Annotated in this window: 17 protein-coding genes; 8 read left to right on the forward strand and 9 right to left on the reverse strand. The window is 56.8% G+C overall.

The window, feature by feature from the left end; translation table 11 throughout:
• Nucleotides 1-5: 5 nt before the first annotated feature.
• A complete protein-coding gene (locus tag AC2FLE_RS05805; protein WP_496695752.1) occupies nucleotides 6-395 on the forward strand; it encodes a VOC family protein in 390 nt (129 codons plus the stop codon).
• A 136-nt stretch (nucleotides 396-531) separates the two neighbouring features.
• Here AC2FLE_RS05805 and AC2FLE_RS05810 read toward each other — a convergent pair whose 3' ends face one another.
• The 3 genes from AC2FLE_RS05810 to AC2FLE_RS05820 form a co-directional block, all read right to left on the reverse strand.
• Complete coding sequence (locus tag AC2FLE_RS05810; protein WP_496691093.1) at nucleotides 532-2,886, reverse strand: TRAP transporter large permease; 2,355 nt, start codon at nucleotides 2,884-2,886, stop codon at nucleotides 532-534.
• A 17-nt stretch (nucleotides 2,887-2,903) separates the two neighbouring features.
• Nucleotides 2,904-3,830: a TRAP transporter small permease subunit gene (locus tag AC2FLE_RS05815; protein WP_142633297.1), complete on the reverse strand. Its 927-nt coding sequence runs from the start codon at nucleotides 3,828-3,830 to the stop codon at nucleotides 2,904-2,906.
• 119 nt (nucleotides 3,831-3,949) lie between these two features.
• Nucleotides 3,950-5,032: a TRAP transporter substrate-binding protein gene (locus tag AC2FLE_RS05820; protein ID WP_142633295.1), complete on the reverse strand. Its 1,083-nt coding sequence runs from the start codon at nucleotides 5,030-5,032 to the stop codon at nucleotides 3,950-3,952.
• A 245-nt stretch (nucleotides 5,033-5,277) separates the two neighbouring features.
• On the opposite strand from AC2FLE_RS05820, the gene AC2FLE_RS05825 reads away from it, so the two are divergent.
• On the forward strand, nucleotides 5,278-6,711 hold the full coding sequence (locus tag AC2FLE_RS05825; protein ID WP_142633292.1) for a cache domain-containing protein: 1,434 nt from the start codon (nucleotides 5,278-5,280) through the stop codon (nucleotides 6,709-6,711).
• Nucleotides 6,708-7,355: a response regulator transcription factor gene (locus AC2FLE_RS05830; protein ID WP_142633290.1), complete on the forward strand. Its 648-nt coding sequence runs from the start codon at nucleotides 6,708-6,710 to the stop codon at nucleotides 7,353-7,355. Before AC2FLE_RS05825 ends, AC2FLE_RS05830 begins: the two co-directional genes overlap by 4 nt.
• 78 nt (nucleotides 7,356-7,433) lie before the next feature.
• Here AC2FLE_RS05830 and AC2FLE_RS05835 read toward each other — a convergent pair whose 3' ends face one another.
• Nucleotides 7,434-8,279, reverse strand: a complete 846-nt coding sequence (locus tag AC2FLE_RS05835) for a HalD/BesD family halogenase (protein WP_496695755.1) — start codon at nucleotides 8,277-8,279, stop codon at nucleotides 7,434-7,436.
• A 422-nt stretch (nucleotides 8,280-8,701) separates the two neighbouring features.
• Between AC2FLE_RS05835 and AC2FLE_RS05840 the strand changes: the two genes are divergently transcribed.
• From AC2FLE_RS05840 to AC2FLE_RS05855, 4 genes are all read left to right on the forward strand, one after another.
• Nucleotides 8,702-10,453, forward strand: a complete 1,752-nt coding sequence (locus AC2FLE_RS05840; protein WP_496688368.1) for an acetolactate synthase 3 large subunit — start codon at nucleotides 8,702-8,704, stop codon at nucleotides 10,451-10,453.
• Between the two features lie 8 nt (nucleotides 10,454-10,461).
• The gene (locus AC2FLE_RS05845; protein WP_496691088.1) at nucleotides 10,462-10,854 is read left to right on the forward strand and encodes a hypothetical protein; all 393 of its coding nucleotides are present in this window, start codon (nucleotides 10,462-10,464) and stop codon (nucleotides 10,852-10,854) included.
• Nucleotides 10,855-10,860: 6 nt separating this feature from the next.
• On the forward strand, nucleotides 10,861-11,421 hold the full coding sequence (ilvN, locus tag AC2FLE_RS05850) for an acetolactate synthase small subunit (protein WP_142633282.1): 561 nt from the start codon (nucleotides 10,861-10,863) through the stop codon (nucleotides 11,419-11,421).
• 324 nt (nucleotides 11,422-11,745) lie between these two features.
• Nucleotides 11,746-12,450 carry a helix-turn-helix domain-containing protein gene (locus AC2FLE_RS05855; RefSeq protein ID WP_496696101.1) on the forward strand — a complete coding sequence of 235 codons (705 nt, stop codon included), beginning with the start codon at nucleotides 11,746-11,748 and terminating at the stop codon, nucleotides 12,448-12,450.
• Nucleotides 12,451-12,466: 16 nt separating this feature from the next.
• On the opposite strand, the gene AC2FLE_RS05860 is transcribed toward AC2FLE_RS05855, so the two are convergent.
• The 4 genes from AC2FLE_RS05860 to prfB all read right to left on the reverse strand — a co-directional run bounded on the left by AC2FLE_RS05860 (nucleotide 12,467) and on the right by prfB (nucleotide 16,599).
• A complete protein-coding gene (locus AC2FLE_RS05860; RefSeq protein WP_496695758.1) occupies nucleotides 12,467-13,246 on the reverse strand; it encodes a DUF2189 domain-containing protein in 780 nt (259 codons plus the stop codon).
• Nucleotides 13,247-13,275: 29 nt separating this feature from the next.
• On the reverse strand, nucleotides 13,276-14,670 hold the full coding sequence (locus AC2FLE_RS05865) for an amidase (protein ID WP_496695760.1): 1,395 nt from the start codon (nucleotides 14,668-14,670) through the stop codon (nucleotides 13,276-13,278).
• A 94-nt stretch (nucleotides 14,671-14,764) separates the two neighbouring features.
• On the reverse strand, nucleotides 14,765-15,457 hold the full coding sequence (locus AC2FLE_RS05870; protein WP_496695762.1) for a M50 family metallopeptidase: 693 nt from the start codon (nucleotides 15,455-15,457) through the stop codon (nucleotides 14,765-14,767).
• A gap of 14 nt (nucleotides 15,458-15,471) precedes the next feature.
• Nucleotides 15,472-16,599 (reverse strand): peptide chain release factor 2, encoded by a 1,128-nt coding sequence (gene prfB, locus AC2FLE_RS05875; protein WP_496691083.1) that lies wholly within the window; start codon nucleotides 16,597-16,599, stop codon nucleotides 15,472-15,474.
• A gap of 77 nt (nucleotides 16,600-16,676) precedes the next feature.
• Between prfB and AC2FLE_RS05880 the strand changes: the two genes are divergently transcribed.
• Nucleotides 16,677-17,510, forward strand: coding sequence for an aminoglycoside phosphotransferase family protein (locus AC2FLE_RS05880; protein WP_496695763.1), 834 nt, complete (start codon nucleotides 16,677-16,679; stop codon nucleotides 17,508-17,510).
• Here the strand turns inward: AC2FLE_RS05880 and AC2FLE_RS05885 are convergent.
• Nucleotides 17,504-19,993: a penicillin-binding protein 1A gene (locus tag AC2FLE_RS05885; protein WP_496695765.1), complete on the reverse strand. Its 2,490-nt coding sequence runs from the start codon at nucleotides 19,991-19,993 to the stop codon at nucleotides 17,504-17,506. The genes AC2FLE_RS05880 and AC2FLE_RS05885 overlap by 7 nt on opposite strands.
• Between the last annotated feature and the right edge of the window lie 45 nt (nucleotides 19,994-20,038).

Below are 20,038 nucleotides of genomic sequence, written 5' to 3' on the forward strand. Positions count from 1 at the left end.
ACCTGATGCAACAAAGCCTCCACGCCGTTACGCTTGTCGTGCCGGATTACGATGATGCCATCGCCTTTTTCACGCATACACTCAGCTTTTCCCTGACGCAGGACATCGACTTGGGCGCTGGAAAAAGATGGGTCCGCGTAAGCCCACCCGGATCCACCGGGGGCTCACTTCTACTCGCCAGGGCCGTCGATGCAGATCAGAGAACCGCAATCGGCAACCAGACAGGTGGTCGGGTCGGCTTCTTTCTGGAAACAGACAATTTCGACCGCGACTATAAGGACATGCTGGCCAAAGGCGTCCATTTCGAAGAAGCCCCGCGCCATGAACCCTATGGGACCGTAGCAGTCTGGCAGGACCCTTTCGGCAACCGCTGGGATCTGATCCAATTCACCTGATCCGCATCTTCATCTGGCCAAAAAATACCTCGGGGTTGAATTGGCCGCAGGCCAAGAAGGGGCTGGCCCCTTCTACCTACAAACAAAGCAAAGGGGGCCCGCTGGCCCCCTTTTCATTTGAACACCTGATCTTTGATCAATTCGGGATCAGATCCGGCACGATGGTCACAATCGCAGGGAAGAACCAAAGGATTCCGATACCGACCACCTGGATCAGCACAAACGGTACAATCCCACGATAGATATGGCCGGTAGTCACTTCTTTCGGCGCGACCCCGCGCAGATAGAACAGCGCAAATCCAAAAGGTGGCGTCAGGAACGAGGTCTGCAGGTTCACCGCCACCATGATCGTCACCCATTTCGGATCAAAAGACCCGCCATAGATTACCGGGCCCACAATCGGGATCACGATGTAGATGATTTCCAGGAAATCCAGTACGAACCCAAGGAAGAACAGCACCAGCATCACGATCAGGAAAACCGTGAATTCATTATCAAAACTCTTGAGGAACTGCTGGATATAGTGCTCACCGCCAAACGAGATCACCACAAGGTTCAGCAACTGAGACCCGATCAAAATGGTGAACACCATTGAGGTCACCTTGGCGGTTTCCCGCACCACCGGGGTCAGCACGCCGCTGGAATACAGAACCCAGCAGCCGAACAGCAAACCGAACAGGGCATACAGATAGGCCGCATAGGCTATGATGAAGGCAATCCAGGTTTCGGCCGAGGCGCTGCTCTGATTGATGCGCAGATCAAAATTGACCCCCATCAACAGGGCAATGACCACGGCGAAGGTGGCCCAGATGATGACCTTGCCGGACCGCTCCTGATCTTGCAGCTTGCGATAGGCCGCCAGCATGATCGCACCACCCGCGCCCAATGCCGCCGCCGGTGTTGGGTTGGTCACCCCACCCAGGATCGACCCCAGCACCGCGATGATCAGAACCAGCGGTGGAAAGACCACCCTAATCAGATCATTGGTGGCACAGCGCGCCGCAGCCTCTTTGCAGCCATAGATGGCCAAGGCAAAGGGCAACGCCAGCATCACAAAGGTCAACCCTGACGATGTTGTTGGCGACACGAACAGAATATCGACAAGCAACATCAGGATCAGACCAATGGCCCCAAGGATCAGCGGCTGCGGCGACCGAGACGGCGCGATGCCCCGACCCATCACAATGGTCAGACCCAGCAACAGAACCATCACCGCAACACCCGTTCCAATCGGAGCGGCGTTGGCAATCTTCTCCTGCTGCGCGGTGGCAAGCTCTTCCTCGGTCAGACGAGTTGATTCTGCGGCACCACCTGCGTCATCAATGGCCGTTTGCTCGGCCACGGCCTGATCCCAAGCGGATTGACCATGCAGCTCGATCATCGAGGCTTTGCAGGTTTCGGAAACGTTGGTCCGCAGCGATGCGCCCTGCCCGATATCGGAGAAGGCCGAGACCGAGACGTTCTGGCTGCCGATAACCCCCAGATTGCCCAGTAGAACTGTACCCACGATCAGCGCGACAGGCGCACCCAGCAACCAGGTGAAACCTTCTGAACGGGTAATGGGCTCTCCGCTGCCGCCGGTCATGGGCACCGCAGGCGCCTTATGCGGGTTGAGCAGCGCATAGCCAAAGGCATAAAGCGCATATAGCAGCGCCAGCATGATCCCTGGCAGCAAGGCGGCCTGGAACAAAGTACCAACCGATACGACCGCAGGCTGACCTAGATAGGTCAGCGCGTCTGTACACCCGGCATCAACCGCGCGCGTCTCTTGCGCGGTGGAATACAAGTCACCGGCCAGAGTTCCCAGCAAAACAATCACGATCGAGGGCGGAATGATCTGCCCCAGCGTTCCCGAAGCCGCGATGACACCCGTCGCCAATTCAGGCGAATAGTTGTTGCGCAGCATGGTTGGCAGCGCCAGCAAGCCCATGGTCACCACAGTCGCGCCCACGATCCCGGTTGAGGCCGCAAGAAACGCCCCCACAACCACAATCGAGACGGCCAGACCACCCGGCAACGGTCCAAAGACGCGCGCCATTGTGGTCAGCAGATCATTGGCGATCTTCGACCGTTCAAGCGTGATGCCCATCAGCACGAACATCAAAACCGCCAGAAGGGTTTCGATAGACTGACCGGCCAGAACCCGCTCGTTCATGCGATTCACGATGAACGACACGTTGCGGTCCAGCGCGGTTTCCCAGCCCGAGACAAAAACAGGCTCGGCAATCCTTGGTAAGTCCGGGAAGCGGAACACTGATATGGTATCGGGTTTAACCCCGGTGCTGACCAGATCCCGATACGCCGCAGAGCCGGTGTCGATCGCCTGATGGATCAGCAGCCCTGCGCTGTCCAATGCGGCAATGATGCCGAATGAAATCACCCCTGCTCCGCCGATGGCGAAGGCCACCGGAAAGCCGGATAGAATACCTCCGAAGAGGCAGAAAAATACGATAATGAGGCCTATCTCGACGCCATCAAGTCCGAATAGCATTGTCTGGTTCTCCGTCCCTAATGCGCGCCTTCGTAGGCTTCTTCACCCTCGCCAAGGCTGTCCTTGTCGAGGTATTTTCCAACACTTTCCGGGCCTTCCACATATTCCAGATACGAGCGGTACAGGAATGCAATCGCGTGCAGGAACACCATCGCTGCAAAGGCGATCAGTAGGATCTTGAACAGGAAATAGCCGTTGAATCCGTTGGGGCTGAACCCGATGGTTTCCACGTTCCAGCGCAGCGCGCGGGACTTGGCCACCAGCCGGTCCAAAGTATCACTGGCCGAGGGCTTCGGCACGATCAGATGCCGCCACATGAAGTACCAACCATACATCCAGGTCAGCACCGCCATCGGCATCATGAACAGTATGGCACCACACATGTCGACCACACGTTTGGCGCGGTGGCTGATGCCCGCATAGATCAGGTCAACGCGGACATGGCCGCCCTGTACAAAGGTGTAGGTGCAGCACAGGCACACGACCATGGCGTTATACAGTTTCAGCTCTTCCGCGAACCAGCTGATATCCATCTGAAACGGGATACCCAGCCCAAAGGACATATCCGGGCGGGTAAAGACCCGCTGCATGAACACGATGATGATCTGCTGAACCACCATCAAAAGGCCTGCCCAGGCGAAGAAACGCCCCGTCGTGTTGGCAAAGCCTTCAAGCCCGCGCACCATCGCCCACATGAAGTTGCGGTAGTACAGACCAATGGCCGTCAACACCAGAAACAGCGTGAAAACCACAAAGAAGAACTCGACCGACCCGCCGTAATAGACAAAGCGCATGACTGCTTCTTTGTCCGACCAGTCCAGCCAGAGTTGCGGATGCGTGATGGCGTATCCGAAATTAATGAAGGCTTCGGCAATGCTCTGAATGAACCATATCAGTCCATTCCACAGGGCGCCGAAGAACGAGATACCGTTTTCGTCCTGCATGTTGTCCCCAGGTCGCGTCAGTTGCACATTCGAGAGTTACAGTTTGTCCGACCGTCAGATGCGCAACGGGAAAGGCCCCCCCGACATGCGGGGGAACCGATTTCAAAGATCGAAGTGACTTAGCCGCGAACGCGGTCGCGCTGCGAGGTGTAGACACCCGACGACAGATTGTTCCAGGCCGAAGACGCGGCCATGGATTCCATCGCGCTGTCGTGGATGCGCTTGAACAGCTCGTCGCCCATGTTTTCGTCCAGGACTTCCTGGCTTGCGGCACCAAACGCGTCCCAAACGCTGTCCGGGAACTCCATGACCTTGACGCCACCAGCCTGCAGACGCTGCAGCGCCGCGCCGTTGTTGGCCAGGAATTGCGCTAGGTTCCACTGATGGCATTCACCTGCGGCGATCTCGATGATCTTCTGCTGCGAGGCAGACAGGCTGTCATAGACCTCGCGGTTGGTTGCCAGCGAAAGACCCGCACCCGGCTCATGGAAGCCCGCGGTGTAGTATGTCTTGGTGATTTCCTGGAAACCGGCTTTTTCGTCAGCCCACGGACCGATCCACTCGGTTCCGTCGATCGCGCCGGATGACAGCGCCTGATACACTTCGGAGCCCGGAATGTTCTGCACGGATGCGCCCAGTTTACCCAGAGCTTTACCGCCCAGCCCCGGCATGCGGAACTTCAGGCCGTTGAAATCTTCGGGGCTGTTGATCTCTTTCGAGTACCAGCCACCCGCCTGCGCACCGGTGTTACCAGCCAGGAAGGATTTAAGGCCAAAGATTTCGCCCAGCTCGTCATGCAGTTCCATACCACCGGCATGGTAGTACCAGTTCACCAGTTCCTGGGCGGTCATACCAAACGGAACAGCGGTAAAGAATGCATAGCCCGGATGCTGACCCACAAAATAGTAGTCTGCCGCGTGGTACATGTCGGCCTGACCGGATGATACCGCGTCAAACACTTCGAACGCGCCAACCAGCTCACCGGCTGCTTTGATCTCAACGTTCAGGTTGCCGTCCGACATGGTGGTGATGCTGTCGGCGCAACGCTGCGCGCTGTCGAACACACCTGCAAGGCCACGGCCCCAGGATGTGACCATGGTCAGCGTGCGCTTGCCCTGTGCATAGGCCGGTGCCGCCAGCGTGGTCGCTGCAGCAGCCGAGCCGCCCAGTGCGGATGTTTTCAGAAATGAACGACGGTCCATATGAGTGATCCTCCCCTTCATAATCATGACCCGGATTGTCCGGGCCTGTCGTATTCAACAGCGGCAAGACTAGTCACAAGGAAGTGAAAGGGAATACCTACTACTGCGTAGAAACGCGGCTTTCTGCGCGAATTGCACAGGCAATAACGGCCCAATCATAGCAAAACAGGGATTTTTGGTGCCGTTTTCCCGCCAGACGCCCAATCTTTTTGCAATTTTGCTGTGGCTTGCGTATCGATTCGTCCATGCAAAGACTTCGACAACTGGTCTCGTTGACCTATGCTCAAAAGCTGTCGCTGGTGGCGGCGATCCCGCTGGTCGTGGCGGTGGCCGCGATTGCGGTGATGGTTGCCTATGAGGCGCGCGCCACTGCCGAGCGCGAAATTGAAGCACTGGAACGCTCTTTGATTCAGGCCAAGAAGGAAGAGCTGCGCAACTATGTGACTCAGGCGCGCAATGGGTTTGCCTATATCTACGGGCGCGCGGCTCCGGATGACACCGCCGCCAAAACTCAGGTCGCGCAAATCCTGTCGGCCATGATCTATGGGCAGGACGGGTTCTTTTTCGTCTATGACTATGACGGCACCAATCTGGTCAGCCCCCGTCAGACTGAGTTCATCAACCGAAATTGGGAGGGTCTGACCGACAGCGACGGCACACCGGTGGTGAATGAGTTCATCCGCCTCGCCAGGCAGGGTGCGGGTTGGCACAGCTTTATGTGGCAAAAGCCCTCGACCGGGGAAGAGGCGCAGATGATCGCCTATGTCGTCGGCCTTCAGGATTGGCGCTGGGTCGTGGGCACCGGGGTATTCATCGATGACATCGTTGCTGCAGTTGCCAGCGCACGGGCCGAGGTTGAAGCGCGCGTGCAGCGTACCTTCATGTATATCGGTGCCATTGTTCTGGCCGCTGTTCTGATTGTCTTTGCCTCAGGCATGTTGCTCAACATCCGCGAAAGACGTCTGGCCGATGCCAAACTTAAACAGCTGACCCAGCGGGTATTCGATGCGCAAGAGGAAGAGCGCGGCCGTGTGGCACGCGAGCTGCATGACGGGATCAGTCAGATCCTTGTGGGCGTGCGCTTTGCGTTGGACAACGCCCGCCGTCGCCTGTCGCGCGGCGATGATGTGGGCGCGCATGATCCACTGGACAAGGGGATCGAGCATCTGGGAACCGCCATCAGCGAGGTCCGCCGCATTAGTCGCGACTTGCGCCCCGGCGTGCTGGACGATTTGGGCCTCGGCCCGGCGCTTGAGGCTCTGACAGATGATTTCCGCGAGAGAACCGGGATCGAAACCGATTTCTCGACCGTTGTTTTCCGCAACCGGCTGGATCAGGATAGCAAGATCGCCCTCTACCGCATCGCCCAAGAGGCCCTGACCAATATCGAACGCCATTCCGGAGCCACCCATGTCACCATCGATCTGCGCGGGCACAAGAAAGGCGCGACCATGCGAATAACCGACAATGGCCGCGGTTTGCGCAACTCTCCGGGTCGGGGCAGTACCGGGATTGGGTTGCGCAATATGCAGGAACGGATCGAGCAACTTGACGGATCGCTGCGTATTCTGTCATCACGCGGCCACCGCAGCGGCACAGTGATCGAGGTCAGCCTGCCACTCAGCCACCTGTTGCCACCGCAGGAAGACGCAACTCCGAACCGAAAGGCCGGTACATGAGCGACCAGACGATTCGGGTCCTGATTGTCGACGATCATCCAATGGTGGCCGAGGGGATCCAGTCGATCCTCGAAAGCTATGACGACATCACCGTGGTCGGGACACTCAGCAGCGGAAAGAAAGCGGTTGACCAGGTTGCCGATCTGAAGCCTGACGTCATCCTGATGGACCTGAACATGCCCGGGCTAAGTGGCCTGAGCGCAACCGAGATCATCCTTGAACGCATACCGGACACCTGCATTCTGATCCTGTCCATGCATGACAGCCCCGAATATATTTCGACTGCTCTCAGCCATGGTGCAAAAGGGTACGTGCTCAAGGACGTCCCAACGGATGAAATCAAAAAGGCCATCGATGCCGTCATGCGGGGTGAACAATACTTGTGCACGGGCGCAAGCGGTTCCCTCAAACCCAAAGGCGACACAACGCGCGAGGCTTTGACCGGGCGCGAGCAGACGATCTTGCTGGAGCTGGCACAAGGGAAATCGAACAAGGAAGTCGCCCAAACGCTTGATATCTCAGTGCGAACGGTCGAGACCCATCGCAAGAACATCAAACGAAAATTGGGCATATCCTCAACTGCCGGCCTGACCCGCTATGCGCTGGAGCACGGCGTTCTACAGGGCACCAGCCCAGGGTTCTGATCCCGTAGCGCGGCACGCGCTGCTCGGCCTAGCCTCCGCAGGCAGGCGGGCAACGGGCGAGAGAACTCTTAGTTACCGTCAATCCAGAAGGGCGTCACGCCGGACTCCTTCCTTGTCATGGTGATGCTGAAGAACACGCCCATATAACTGACGGGTCCGTTCCACCCCACCGCACATGCCTTCGGTTTCGACAAAAGAAAAGATCCCGACATATCGTCTGCGCTCTCCTTTCACGGGAGCGACCCGGTGCAAGGAAGAGCGCCCTTTGAAAATCTGCAGATCCCCTGGGTTCAACACCAACTGGTGCACCCGTTTCCGATCACCGTCCAGTACTGCAGAAACAGCCGCGAAATTCTCATCCTCGGCGCTTCGTAGGTTGGGGGCATATTCGAATTCACCGCCGAATTCTCCATTCTGAATGGCCAGCGTCACGGTGTAGTTGTTGGTGTCAAAATGCCAGGGAAACCCCTGCCCTTCTTCGACCACGTTGATGATGACATCAGCCAAAGGATCATCGTAGCGAAAGAACCGGTCTTCGGACTCGTTCAATGCCGTTCGAATGAAAGGTAAAAAACCAGCGAACTCATAAATACGTCGCAGCGGTCCGGATTTGGAAAAACTGTCCGCTGGCACAAAGGCATTCGACCGATCATAAAATCGACGCACCGGATGGCTTGGCGCCAATGCCGGGTCGTCTTTGGTGAAATACGCATTCGTTCGGCTAAATGACCTATGTGCACCAACGGCAGTCTTTTCGGCTTCTTTCAGCAAACGCGACACGCCATCCTCGTGTACGAAACCTGGAAGAACAGCACAGCCGTCCCGATCCAGCTCGCGCCTCAGATCACCTATCAGTTGCTCATATGCCCATGAACCGGGGCGGTCTATCGGGTATCGCCCGAGATCAACCAGATCCTGCAACATGTTCGGCCTCCCTCGCCACTGCAATTAAGTCCAGCGTGACTCAGCCTAAAATCACGATCATGCCCGTTTCGGACATCGGCATGACGCATTTCGACACTTCCGTGCCACTCGCCAAGCATTGCAAAGGGGCGAAAATCCCGAAAGTTCCGAACATGCGTCAAAATGCGCAATAAAATGTCGCAAAATACCACCCAGAAGTTAGAAAATTGGTGCAATTGCCTGTTGACGCCCCTTTCCACCGCCCATAATGTCCAACCCACGCAAAAAGGAGCCTCTGGCGATGAGAACGCTAGTCGTAATCGTAGGAACCACGCGCATGGGCCGGTAACGGTAAACCATAATCGAACCCATGCGCCTCCGAAAATCTCGGGGGCTTTTTTTATGCGAAACGCAAGACACATGTCGCCAATGGAGCAAAGCAGATGACACGTGAGATGACCGGCGCAAAGATGGTAGTTCAGGCCCTCAAGGATCAGGGCGTGGACACGGTATTCGGATACCCCGGCGGCGCCGTGCTACCGATCTATGACGAGATCTTTCTGCAAAACGACATTCGCCACATTCTGGTGCGTCACGAACAGGGTGCGGTTCACGCCGCCGAAGGCTATGCCCGCTCGACCGGCAAGCCCGGCGTTGCGCTTGTGACCTCGGGCCCCGGCGCTACCAATGCGGTGACCGGGCTGACCGATGCGCTTCTGGACTCGATCCCGATTGTTGTTCTGACCGGACAGGTTCCAACCTTCATGATCGGCTCGGACGCCTTTCAGGAGGCTGATACCATTGGCATCACCCGCCCCTGCACCAAACATAACTGGCTGGTAAAGGACACGAATTCGCTGTCCGATACCTTGCACGAGGCGTTCCATGTCGCCACCTCGGGCCGTCCTGGCCCGGTCCTGATCGACATTCCCAAGGACGTTCAGTTTGCGTCCGGAGAATACAGCGCACCGAAACCATCTACCTCACACTATCAACCTGTTCTGAAAGGCGATCTGGAAGAGATCACCGAGCTGGTTGCTGCGATTGAGACCGCGAAAAAGCCAGTGTTTTACACTGGCGGTGGAGTCATCAATTCGGGCCCGGCAGCCAGCCAGTTGCTGCGGGAACTGGTAGACGCAACAGATTTCCCGATCACTTCGACCTTGATGGGCCTGGGCGCCTATCCGGCGTCTGGCAGGAATTGGCTGGGCATGCTGGGCATGCACGGGTTGTATGAGGCCAATCTGGCGATGCATGATTGCGATCTGATGATCAATATCGGCGCTCGTTTTGATGACCGCATCACTGGACGGATCGACGCGTTCTCGCCCGATTCCAAAAAAGCGCATATCGACATCGACCCGTCTTCGATCAACAAGGTGATCCGCGTTGATATCCCGATTGTTGGCGATGTGGCCCACGTGCTTGAGGACATCCTCAAGGTCTGGAAATCGCGCGGTCGCAAGACCAACACCGCAGCTATTGCGAAATGGCAGGAACAGATCGGCGAATGGCGCAAGGTGAACTGCCTTGCCTATACCAACAGCGAAAAGACCATCAAACCGCAATACGCGCTGCAACGCCTTGAAGAACTGACCAAAAAACATGACCGTTACATCACGACCGAGGTTGGCCAACACCAGATGTGGGCCGCACAATACCTTGGCTTCGAAGATCCCAACCGCTGGATGACCTCAGGTGGTCTGGGCACGATGGGTTACGGATTCCCGGCCTCTATCGGTGTTCAGATGGCACATCCCGACGCGCTGGTGATCAACGTGGCCGGTGAGGCCTCGTGGCTGATGAACATGCAGGAAATGGGCACCGCTACGCAGTATCGTCTGCCGGTAAAGCAGTTCATCCTGAACAACGAACGCTTGGGCATGGTGCGCCAGTGGCAGGAACTGCTGCATGGCGAACGGTATTCGCATTCCTGGTCCGAAGCGCTGCCTGATTTCGTCAAGCTCGCCGAGGCGTTTGGCGCCAAGGGTATCTTGTGTTCTGACCCCGCCGATCTGGACGATGCGATCATGGAGATGATCAACTATGACGGCCCCGTGATCTTCGACTGTCTGGTCGAAAAGCACGAGAACTGCTTCCCCATGATCCCGTCGGGCAAGGCCCATAACGAGATGCTGCTGGGCGAGGCCGAGACGCAGGGCGTGATCGATAGCAAAGGTTCGGTTCTGGTATGACAGCGCAGATGATCAGTTTTGACGCAACGCGCTTCCAGCCTACCCCGGACGAGTTGAACGAAGAAGCTGATGATTTCATCAATCCGGATGTGTTTGGCAAGGAACTCAGCATCTTTCTGAGTAAAGAGCTTGCCGCATCCGGGTTTGAGGTTTCCTTCGCCTGTGCCGAGGACTGGGGATGGTATCACGAAATTGATCACGACGAGCCGTTTGCCCTGGTTTTCGGCTGCTCAAACTATGGTGATGGCCATTTGGTTCAGTTCTCACCAAAGACCGAGCATGTGAGAAAGATGTTCAAGAAATACCACGCAGCCCCCAAGGTGGATGCATTGCGTGGCGCAATTTGGAAAATTCTGGAGAATGCCGAAGGTGTATCGAACCTTCGCTACGAAGAGGACTAGCTCAGCATGTCTGCCCTACATATCAAAAAAGGCTCCACCCGCCATTCGGCCTATAACCTACGACCCACGTTTTCCGACGTACAGGAACGCCATACCATCGCAGTTCTGGTCGAGAATGAACCGGGGGTTCTAGCCCGCGTCATCGGCCTGTTCTCGGGTCGTGGTTATAACATCGAAAGCCTGACCGTCGCCGAGGTGGACCATACCGGCCACCTCAGTCGCATCACCATCGTCACCACCGGCACACCGCAGGTGATCGAACAGATCAAGGCGCAGCTGGGCCGGATCGTGTCGGTACGCGACGTGCATGACCTGACAGTCGAAGGCGCGTCGGTCGAGCGGGAATTGGCCATAATCAAGGTGGTCGGCGACGGCGACAAGCGGGTCGAGGCGCTGCGTCTGGCCGATATTTTCCGTGCCAATGTCGTGGACAGCACGTTGAATTCGTTCATTTTTGAGATCACTGGCGCACCTGACAAGATCGACGCCTTTGCCGATCTCATGCGCCCACTGGGTCTGATCGAAATCGCCCGGACCGGCGTTGCAGCCCTGTTGCGCGGCGATTGACCAAAACTGCCCCGCCGGCGCATCCAGTTGGCGGCGGGGTATCGGCAATACCCAATTTGCAAGATCACAATACGCCAAACGTGAACATCAACGTCACATTTGCCTAAAAAGTTTAAGCTAAATCAGAATTAACCTATTGCGTCTGTGCATCATCGCGTTAGCCTTTAAGGGTAGCGCGGCGTTGGGATGCGTCCGCTGGGTCATCTGTACGATTTCAGACAGCGCCTGGTTTGTTGGCCAGTTGTGTCGCGGTTATTCGGAATACACACAAGTACCGGGACGAAAATGACGAACGACAGCCGCAGCCCCGACGACCTACGCAGGATGTTCGGCGCCAATCTGCGAACTCTTGCTGGACAATATAATTCAGTTTCCGAACTGTGCCGCCAGCTTGGAGTGAACCGAACTCAGTTCAATCGCTATCTTGGCGGCGAAAGCTTTCCCCGACCCGATGTCCTTGACCGAATATGCCGCTTTTTTGATGTTGATGCTCGGATTTTGCTCCATCCCTTGGATCAGATTGACCAACCGTCCAAGCACCCGGCTGCGGTCGCCCTGACCGAGTTTCTGGGGTCCACCCCAGCCACCCTGACTGAAATACTGTTTCCCGGCGGATTCTATTATGCGACCGAGACAGAGCTTGATGGCACAAAACCCCTGAGACACAGGCTTTTTCACGCCCGGAGGTTACCGCAATGTACTTTGGTGAGAGGGTTTGAACCAATTTCCGAGACACTCGGAGCATCAGTCGCAGAGCGCGAAGTCCAGGGTATCGTGGCCTGTGCCGGGCGGCAGATTTATATGCTCATGTCCTGTCGTGCGTCTCAGAAAAGCAGGATCTATCTGGTGACACGTGGAATTGAAAATCAAACAAACTGTTGGCGCGGTGTCGCAATTTGCCTGTCAAAAACTACAGCTACCGCAACGACGACACGGCGGATATTGCTCAGACATCTAGGGGACGACACCTCGACAGTCCTGGCCGCCGCGCGCATTGCACGCCGACCAGAAGCCATGGCCCGCGCTTGACGACGATCCTGCCGTGTTAACCCGCACTTTCCCCGCCCTGAGAGATCAGCCAGTAAAGGTGCCAACTGGCGTGCCCCAATAGCGGCAGTACGATCAACAAGCCGAAAAACCAGGGAATCATTGCGGCAAACGTCAGAACCGCAATCAGCGCGCCCCACCCCAGCATCAATCTGCGATTTGCGGCCACATAGCTATAGCTGGCAATCATTGCGGTCACAAAATCCAGCTCTCGGTCCAAAAGCATCGGAATTGAAAGCACCGTGATCATGTAGAGGATGGTCACAAAAATCGCGCCAACAGCTGTTCCAACCGCCAACATCGTCAACCCGTTTGATGTAAGGAACACCTCAAGGGACGAAGACACATTGGTCATGGTCGATAGCCCCATAAAAAGGGCAAAGATCATGTGGCCAAGAAAGAACCAGAACAGAAACATCACAACGATGATGGCGCAGATCGAAGGTAACTGACGGCGGCTTTGACCCAGGATTACGCCAAATATGGCCCGAGAATCCAAACCTTCACCCTCTTGAATGCGCCGCGATACCTCATACAGCCCCACCATGGCAAAGGGGCCCAGCATCGGGAAACCGATTGCGGCCAAAATCAGCCAATAGGTCGTTCCGGTCGTGAGAGTGACCCAAACCATCAGCCAGCCCATCAATACATAGAACCCGGAAAAGAGCAGCCCAAAGAGCGGAGCGCGGCGAAAATCGCTCCAGCCTCGCCTTAGGGCCTCGTGCAGCATTTCGACATCTACCCGCCCCATGTTCGGAACACCAAACTGTTTGTCCATGGCTTTTATCCTTCGTATCCGGTCGATTTTCACGCGGGTCGTTTTTGCGGCCAACTGGTGGCAGAATGATATGCGGATCCGATGGACAAAATACGAGAATCCGCTCCGCGCGGACCGAAGATCTGCATCCCCATCGGCAAGCCTTCGGATCCAAATCCAACAGGAACCGAGAGGCAAGGCAGTCCGATCAGGCTGACCGGCACCACGACCTGCATCCAACGGTGATAGGTATCCATCCGGGTGCCGTTGATTTCGGTGGGAAATGCAAGCTGCAAGTCGAATGGCCAGACCTGGGCCGACGGCAGGATAAGCGCATCATAGTCCTGGAAAACTTCGGTCGTACGTCGGAACCACTCGGTTCGCACAACACTGGCACGATGGACCTGCATCGCTGTCAGCGCCAGACCACGGTCCAGTTCCCATTGCGCAGTATCCTTCAGTGACGCGCGGTGTTCTGTCAGAGACGCAAGACCGGCGGCCACGCTCCACGAACGCAATGTAATCCAGCTATTCCACATCTGGTCTGCGTCAAAGGGCGGTGTGAGGGGTTCGACCTTGGCCCCGAGTTGAGTGAACACCTCGAGCGCGTCACGGCAAATCTCGCGGATACCAGGTTCGAATGGAAAGGCTCCGCCCCAGTCATCCAACCACCCGATACGCATTCCGGTCAGATCAGCGGGTTGGACCGGAGACACGCTTTCCCCCGGATGACCCAAAGGTTGAGACAGATGAGTGCCGCTGATCACATCAAGCAATAGACCAATATCTTCGGGGCTCCGCGCCATCGGGCCCAATGTAGAAAGCTGGTGCAAGTACCCGTCACCGTCGGGTTCGTTTGGCACCCGCCCCCAACTGGGCCTGAAGCCGTAGACGTTGTTCCATGCCGCAGGGTTGCGCAGGCTGCCCATCATGTCAGACCCATCGGCCAGCGCCACCATGCCAGACGCCAGCGCGACTGCAGCCCCGCCGGATGAACCGCCGCAGGTACGCTCGGGGTCATATGGATTGCATGTCACGCCATATACTGGGTTGAACGTATGTGAGCCCAACCCGAATTCCGGGGTATTGGTTTTACCGATCAGGATTGCCCCGGCCTCTTTCATCCGCTGGGCTAACAGATCGTCTGTTTCCGGAATGAACCCATTCAGGATTGGTGATCCTTGGGACGAAACGACGCCCGCAACATTCACCAAGTCTTTGACGGCAATCGGCAGACCATGCAGCGGACCACGGTTTGGTCCGGCATCAACAGCACGGGCCTCGGCCATCAAATCATCAGGATCACGCATCGCCACGATTGCATTCAGGCGCTCGTTCACTGCGCCGATCCGCTCTAGCGTCAGTTGCATCAGCTCAGCCGCCGATAAACGCCCAGAGGACAATGCACTCAACAATTCGGCTGCTGTTATTTGGCCTAGATCCATCCCTGGGCTCCACCTTTTTGGTCAGCCTAGCCGGAGCGTATCCTCATTTAAACCCTCAGTTTGAATGCATCTTTTTAGCAAAGACCACCCGAGGTCACTTGGATCGAGACTCAAAATGCAAATTGCTGTCGTGCCCAAGAAAGTGTTTTACGCACAAAAGGATGGAAAGGACGCTTAACACAAGCCAGATCCCGCCCCACATCATGGTCGTGCCGCCGAATTCTTGGGCCAGCATGTAGGCATCCGAGCGGACACCCGAGCGCCGGATCGTGTCATCAAAGATATCATAAGGCACATAGATCACGCTGATCAGCCCGATCACGCGTAAAGCCAGATCACAGATCGGCCGACTTAGATAGAACGCCATGCCGATCATTACCGCCCCAACACCTGCACAAAACGCCATGGCAAAGGGATCGCGAACATAAAGCGCTGTCACCAACAGCATCACGCCGCCAAAACCACCCAGCACCGCCCGGTCCCAATGCGTGCGCAATGCAATCAGCAACAACCCCATCCCTAGCGCCAGCGACCCGAGATAACCGGCGGACAGGCTGAAGAACCTTTGCCCGCCGCGCGCTGTGACAAGACCACCCTGCTGCGGTGAGATCGAGAAGTTCTCGACCGAACCACCGGTTAGGACGACGGCTATCGCGTGCGACAGCTCGTGCAGGAAAACGATGAGTATCTTCAGAGGCACCACAACCGGCGTAGACCAGAACACAAACACCAAAGCGACAAGCGCAATCAGTTGCCAATGTCCTTTGATCAGCTTCATCATGGGCATCGAACGCGCTGCTATCAGCCTTCGCCCTGCGCTTCGGAGCGGCTTTTTCCGGCCACGTTCAAGGCCAGTGTAGCGGCCATGAACCCGTCAAGATCCCCATCCAAAACCCCCTTGGTATCCGAGGTCTCATAGTTGGTCCTCAGGTCCTTCACCATCTGGTAGGGCTGCAGAACATAAGACCGGATCTGGTTGCCCCAGCCCGCATCGCCCTTTGCCTCGTGGGCTGCATTGATGTCAGCATTGCGGCGGTCCAGCTCTTGCTGGTACAGGCGGGATTTCAGCGCTTTCATCGCAATATCACGGTTCTGGTGCTGGGATTTCACGGATGATGTAACAACGATCCCGGTCGGGATATGCGTGATCCGCACGGCCGAGTCTGTCGTGTTCACGTGCTGGCCTCCTGCCCCCGAGGACCGGTAGGTGTCGATGCGAATCTCGGACGGGTTGACCTCGATCTCGATATTGTCGTCCACCACCGGGTAAACCCAAACCGAACTGAACGATGTATGCCGTTTGGCCGCCGAGTCATAAGGTGAAATTCTCACCAGCCGATGCACGCCGCTCTCCGATTTCAGCCAGCCATAGGCGTTGTGGCCAGAAATTTTGTACGCTGCGGATTTAATGCCCGCCTCTTCGCCCGAGGTCTCGGATTGCAACTCTACCGTATAGCCCTTTTTCTCGGCCCAGCGGACATACATCCGCGCCAGCATCGAAGCCCAGTCGCAGCTTTCGGTGCCGCCTGCGCCCGAATTGATCTCAAGGAAAGTGTCGTTGCCGTCGGCCTCTCCGTCCAGCAGCGCCTCAAGCTCTTTCTTGGCGGCCTTGGCCTTCAGCTTTCTGATTGCCTCTTCGGCGTCGGTGACGACTTCTTCGTCCTCTTCCATCTCGCCCAGTTCGATCAATTCCATATTGTCGCTGAGGTCGGTTTTGATGGATTCATAGATTTCAATAGCATCGACCAGCATCTGCCGCTCGCGCATCAGTTTTTGCGCATTCTCGGGGTTGTCCCACAGGTTGGGATCCTCAACCCGGGCATTGAATTCCTCAAGGCGATGGGGTGCGGTTTCATAGTCCATGCGCTGCGCCAGCAGCTCTAGCGACTTTTCAATTTCCGCCACGGTATTCTGGGTTTCGGCGCGCATGGTTACGTCCCAACTTGCTCAATCAGGCCTGCGTGATAGCAAGAGCGTGGGGCCACCACAAGACAGCGGAGACCTGAATGCATATTGTTCCGGGTGATATCATGGATTGCTGGGGATTATGCCGTACCACTCTGATCGCCGAAGCCCAGCATGCGTTAGTCTGGAAAGTTCACGCGCGGGATTATGGGTCGGCCGCGCTAAAGCTATACCACCGCGCAGATCGCGGGAACGAAGCTGCTTCGACCCGGCTTTTGTCGCTCTGGCGGGATCGGGGCGCGGTTGCCATTTATGCCGAAGCGGGCAAAGCCGTATTGATGGAGTGGTTGGAGGGTCCGACACTGGGTGACATCGCGCGTGACGGAAACACTGAAAGCGCGCTGCAGGTTTTCTCGGAGATGGCCCACCGCCTTCACCAAAAGCCCACGGTTGCGTTCGACGAGCTGCGACCTTTGCACGAGGTATTCACTCCCCTGTTTGACTGCACGTTTGCCCGCGATTGCCCCGATGCGCTACAACGCGATGTGATCCGCGCAACGGAACTGGCATCAAACCTTCTGACGAGCCTACCGCAGGTGGTGCCGCTGCATGGTGACCTTCACACCGATAACGTAATTCAAACGCCTTCAGGGGCACGCGTAATTGATGCAAAGGGGTATCTGGGCGATCCTGCTTTTGAACTTGCAAACGCATTGCGGCACCCCAAAGGCATGCCCGATCTGGTTCGCAGCCGCGACCAGATCGAACGTTGCCTCCAGCTTTACTCCGGAGCGTTAGGTGTGTCGCGGAAACGTCTTGCCCAATGGGCCGCTGCAAAAGGTGCGCTATCCATCATGTGGCGCGGCCACGGGACAGTTTCAGCTGCGCCCGAGGCAACGCTCTTGAATCTGTTGTTGCGCGCGGCGGATCAGTAAAGCCCGCCGCCCTGCAAATCGCCCTGGCTGGCATTTGGGCCAACGGTGATGGTGTCGCCGGTCGACGTGGTCACCTGACGACCCGAGCTGTTGACCTCTTCAAACAGCGGTAGGTCGGAACCCATCGCAAAACCACCGTCATAGATGCGGTCGATAAAGCCGTCGGCGCCATCGCGGAAATACTCGGCCACGACAAAATCTCCAGACGCATCAGATGGCAAACGTGCACCGCTAAACCGGTCGATTTTGATAAAGTGACCACCTGGTGGCACCTCGAACGGACCTCCGCCGTATTTCTCGACAGCTGTCTCCATGAAGCTTTGGAACACGGGACCGCACAAAGTGCCGCCATAAGCGCCCCGGCCCATCGGGCGCGGACGGTCGTAGCCGATATAGCAGCCAGCAACGATGTTCGAAGTAAAGCCGATGAACCAGGCGTCTTTGGATTCATTGGTTGTCCCGGTCTTACCTGCGGTCGGCACCGGCAGATTGACAACACGGGATGCCGTGCCACGATCCACGACACCTTTCATCATCGACGTCAGCTGATAAGCGGTGATCGCATCCATGACCTGACTGCGGTTTGTCTCGATCGTGGGGGATTCATCAGGTTCCAGCCAGGCCGAATTACAATCCAGGCACTGGCGGTCATCGTGCCGATAGATTGTCTTGCCGAACCGATCCTGAATACGGTCAACTAGAGTGGGTTCAACCCGCTCGCCGCCATTTGCGAACATCGCATAGGCCGCAACCATCTTGTACAGCGTCGTCTCTTCGGACCCCAGCGAGTTGGCCAGGAAAGCACCCATCCGGTCATAAACGCCAAAGCGTTCCGCGTATCCGGCAACCACCGGCATCGTGACTTCTTGCGCCAGACGGATGGTCATCAGGTTCCGCGACTGTTCAATCCCGGTACGCAATGGCGTCGGCCCGTAGAATTTGTTGGTCGAATTCTTGGGTCGCCACAGGCCCTGCGGTGTGTTCACTTCGATCGGAGCGTCGACCACAATGGTCGCAGGGCTATACCCGCTGTCCAACGCAGCGGCATAGACGAAAGGCTTAAAGCTTGACCCGGGTTGACGCTGCGCCTGCGTGGCACGGTTGAACACAGAATCCTGATACGAGAATCCGCCCTGCATCGCCAAAACCCGGCCCGAGTTCACATCCATCGCCACAAAGCCGCCCTGAACCTCGGGGACCTGACGGGCCGACCATTGGCCTTCTTCCCCGGCCACTACCAGAATGACGTCACCGCGTTTGAAGTTGTCGAAGAAGCTGCCCTGCATCCACTTGATGTCCGAACGCGGGATGATGCCGTCAGCCGGACCATTTTCAATGCCGACGGTCAGGGCCTGCTCACCGACATCCAGTACTACGGCGGGATACCACTGCGTTGGCAGAACCACATCACGGGGGATTTCCAAAATCGCCAAGGCCTCACGCCACTGCACCTCATCCGCCAGAATTTCTTCGGCGATCACTTCGTCAGTCCCGTGCCATTTTCCACGAGACCGGTCGTATTTCTGCAGCGCCTCGCGCAGGGCGTGCGCGGCTTTGACTTGCATTTCCTCGTCCACAGAGGCGCGGACAGTAAAACCACCAGTGAAGAACTCGCCCTCGCCGAAATCTTCGCTCAGCTGGCGGCGGATTTCGTCGGTGAAATAATCCCGCGGCGGTAAGGCGGTGCGGAAACTTTCGAAATCACCATTCTGGACAGACCGCAAAGGCATCTCGACCTCGGCCTCATAGGTCGCCGTGTCGATATAACCGTTTTGGTTCATCTCGCGCAGCACGTAATTGCGCCGGTTCACAAGGCGTTCTTTCTGCCGAACCGGGTGATAATCCGACGGCGCCTTGGGCATAGCCGCCAAAGTGGCGGCCTCATGCGGAGCCAATTCCTGAAGGGTCTTGTTGAAATAGGTTTGCGCTGCTGCGGTTACACCATACGAGTTCTGGCCCAGAAAAATCTCGTTCATGTAGAGTTCTAGGATCTGTTCCTTATCCAGCGTATTCTCAAGCCGTGTGGCCAGGATGATCTCTTTGATCTTGCGCTCGGCCCGACGGTCCCCCGACAACAGGAAGTTCTTCATTACCTGCTGTGTGATCGTCGATGCACCCCGTACATTCTCGCCTTTGGATTTCACTGCCTCGACACCGGCGGCAATAATCCCGCGCGGATCATAGCCCTTATGGTTATAGAAATTCTTGTCTTCGGCCGAAATAAAGGCCTGCTTAACCAGTTCGGGGATTTCTTCTGACGGGGTGAACAGACGGCGTTCCTGCGCAAATTCGTCGATCAGCTGACCCTCGCCGGAATAAATCCGGCTGATCGTGGGCGGCTTGTACTGCGCCAGGGATTCGTGACTGGGCAGGTCGCGCCCATACATCCAGAACACCGCGCCGATAACCAGCGCAGCCATAAAAATACCCAGGGTCACGAGGCTGAATATCGCCCCGAAAATCGAAAGAATGAAACGGATCACGTTACTGCCTTTTGCTCGCGGTGCCGCCTATATAGTGTCGCACCT

This window comes from Ruegeria sp. CDSA077 (assembly GCF_059612265.1).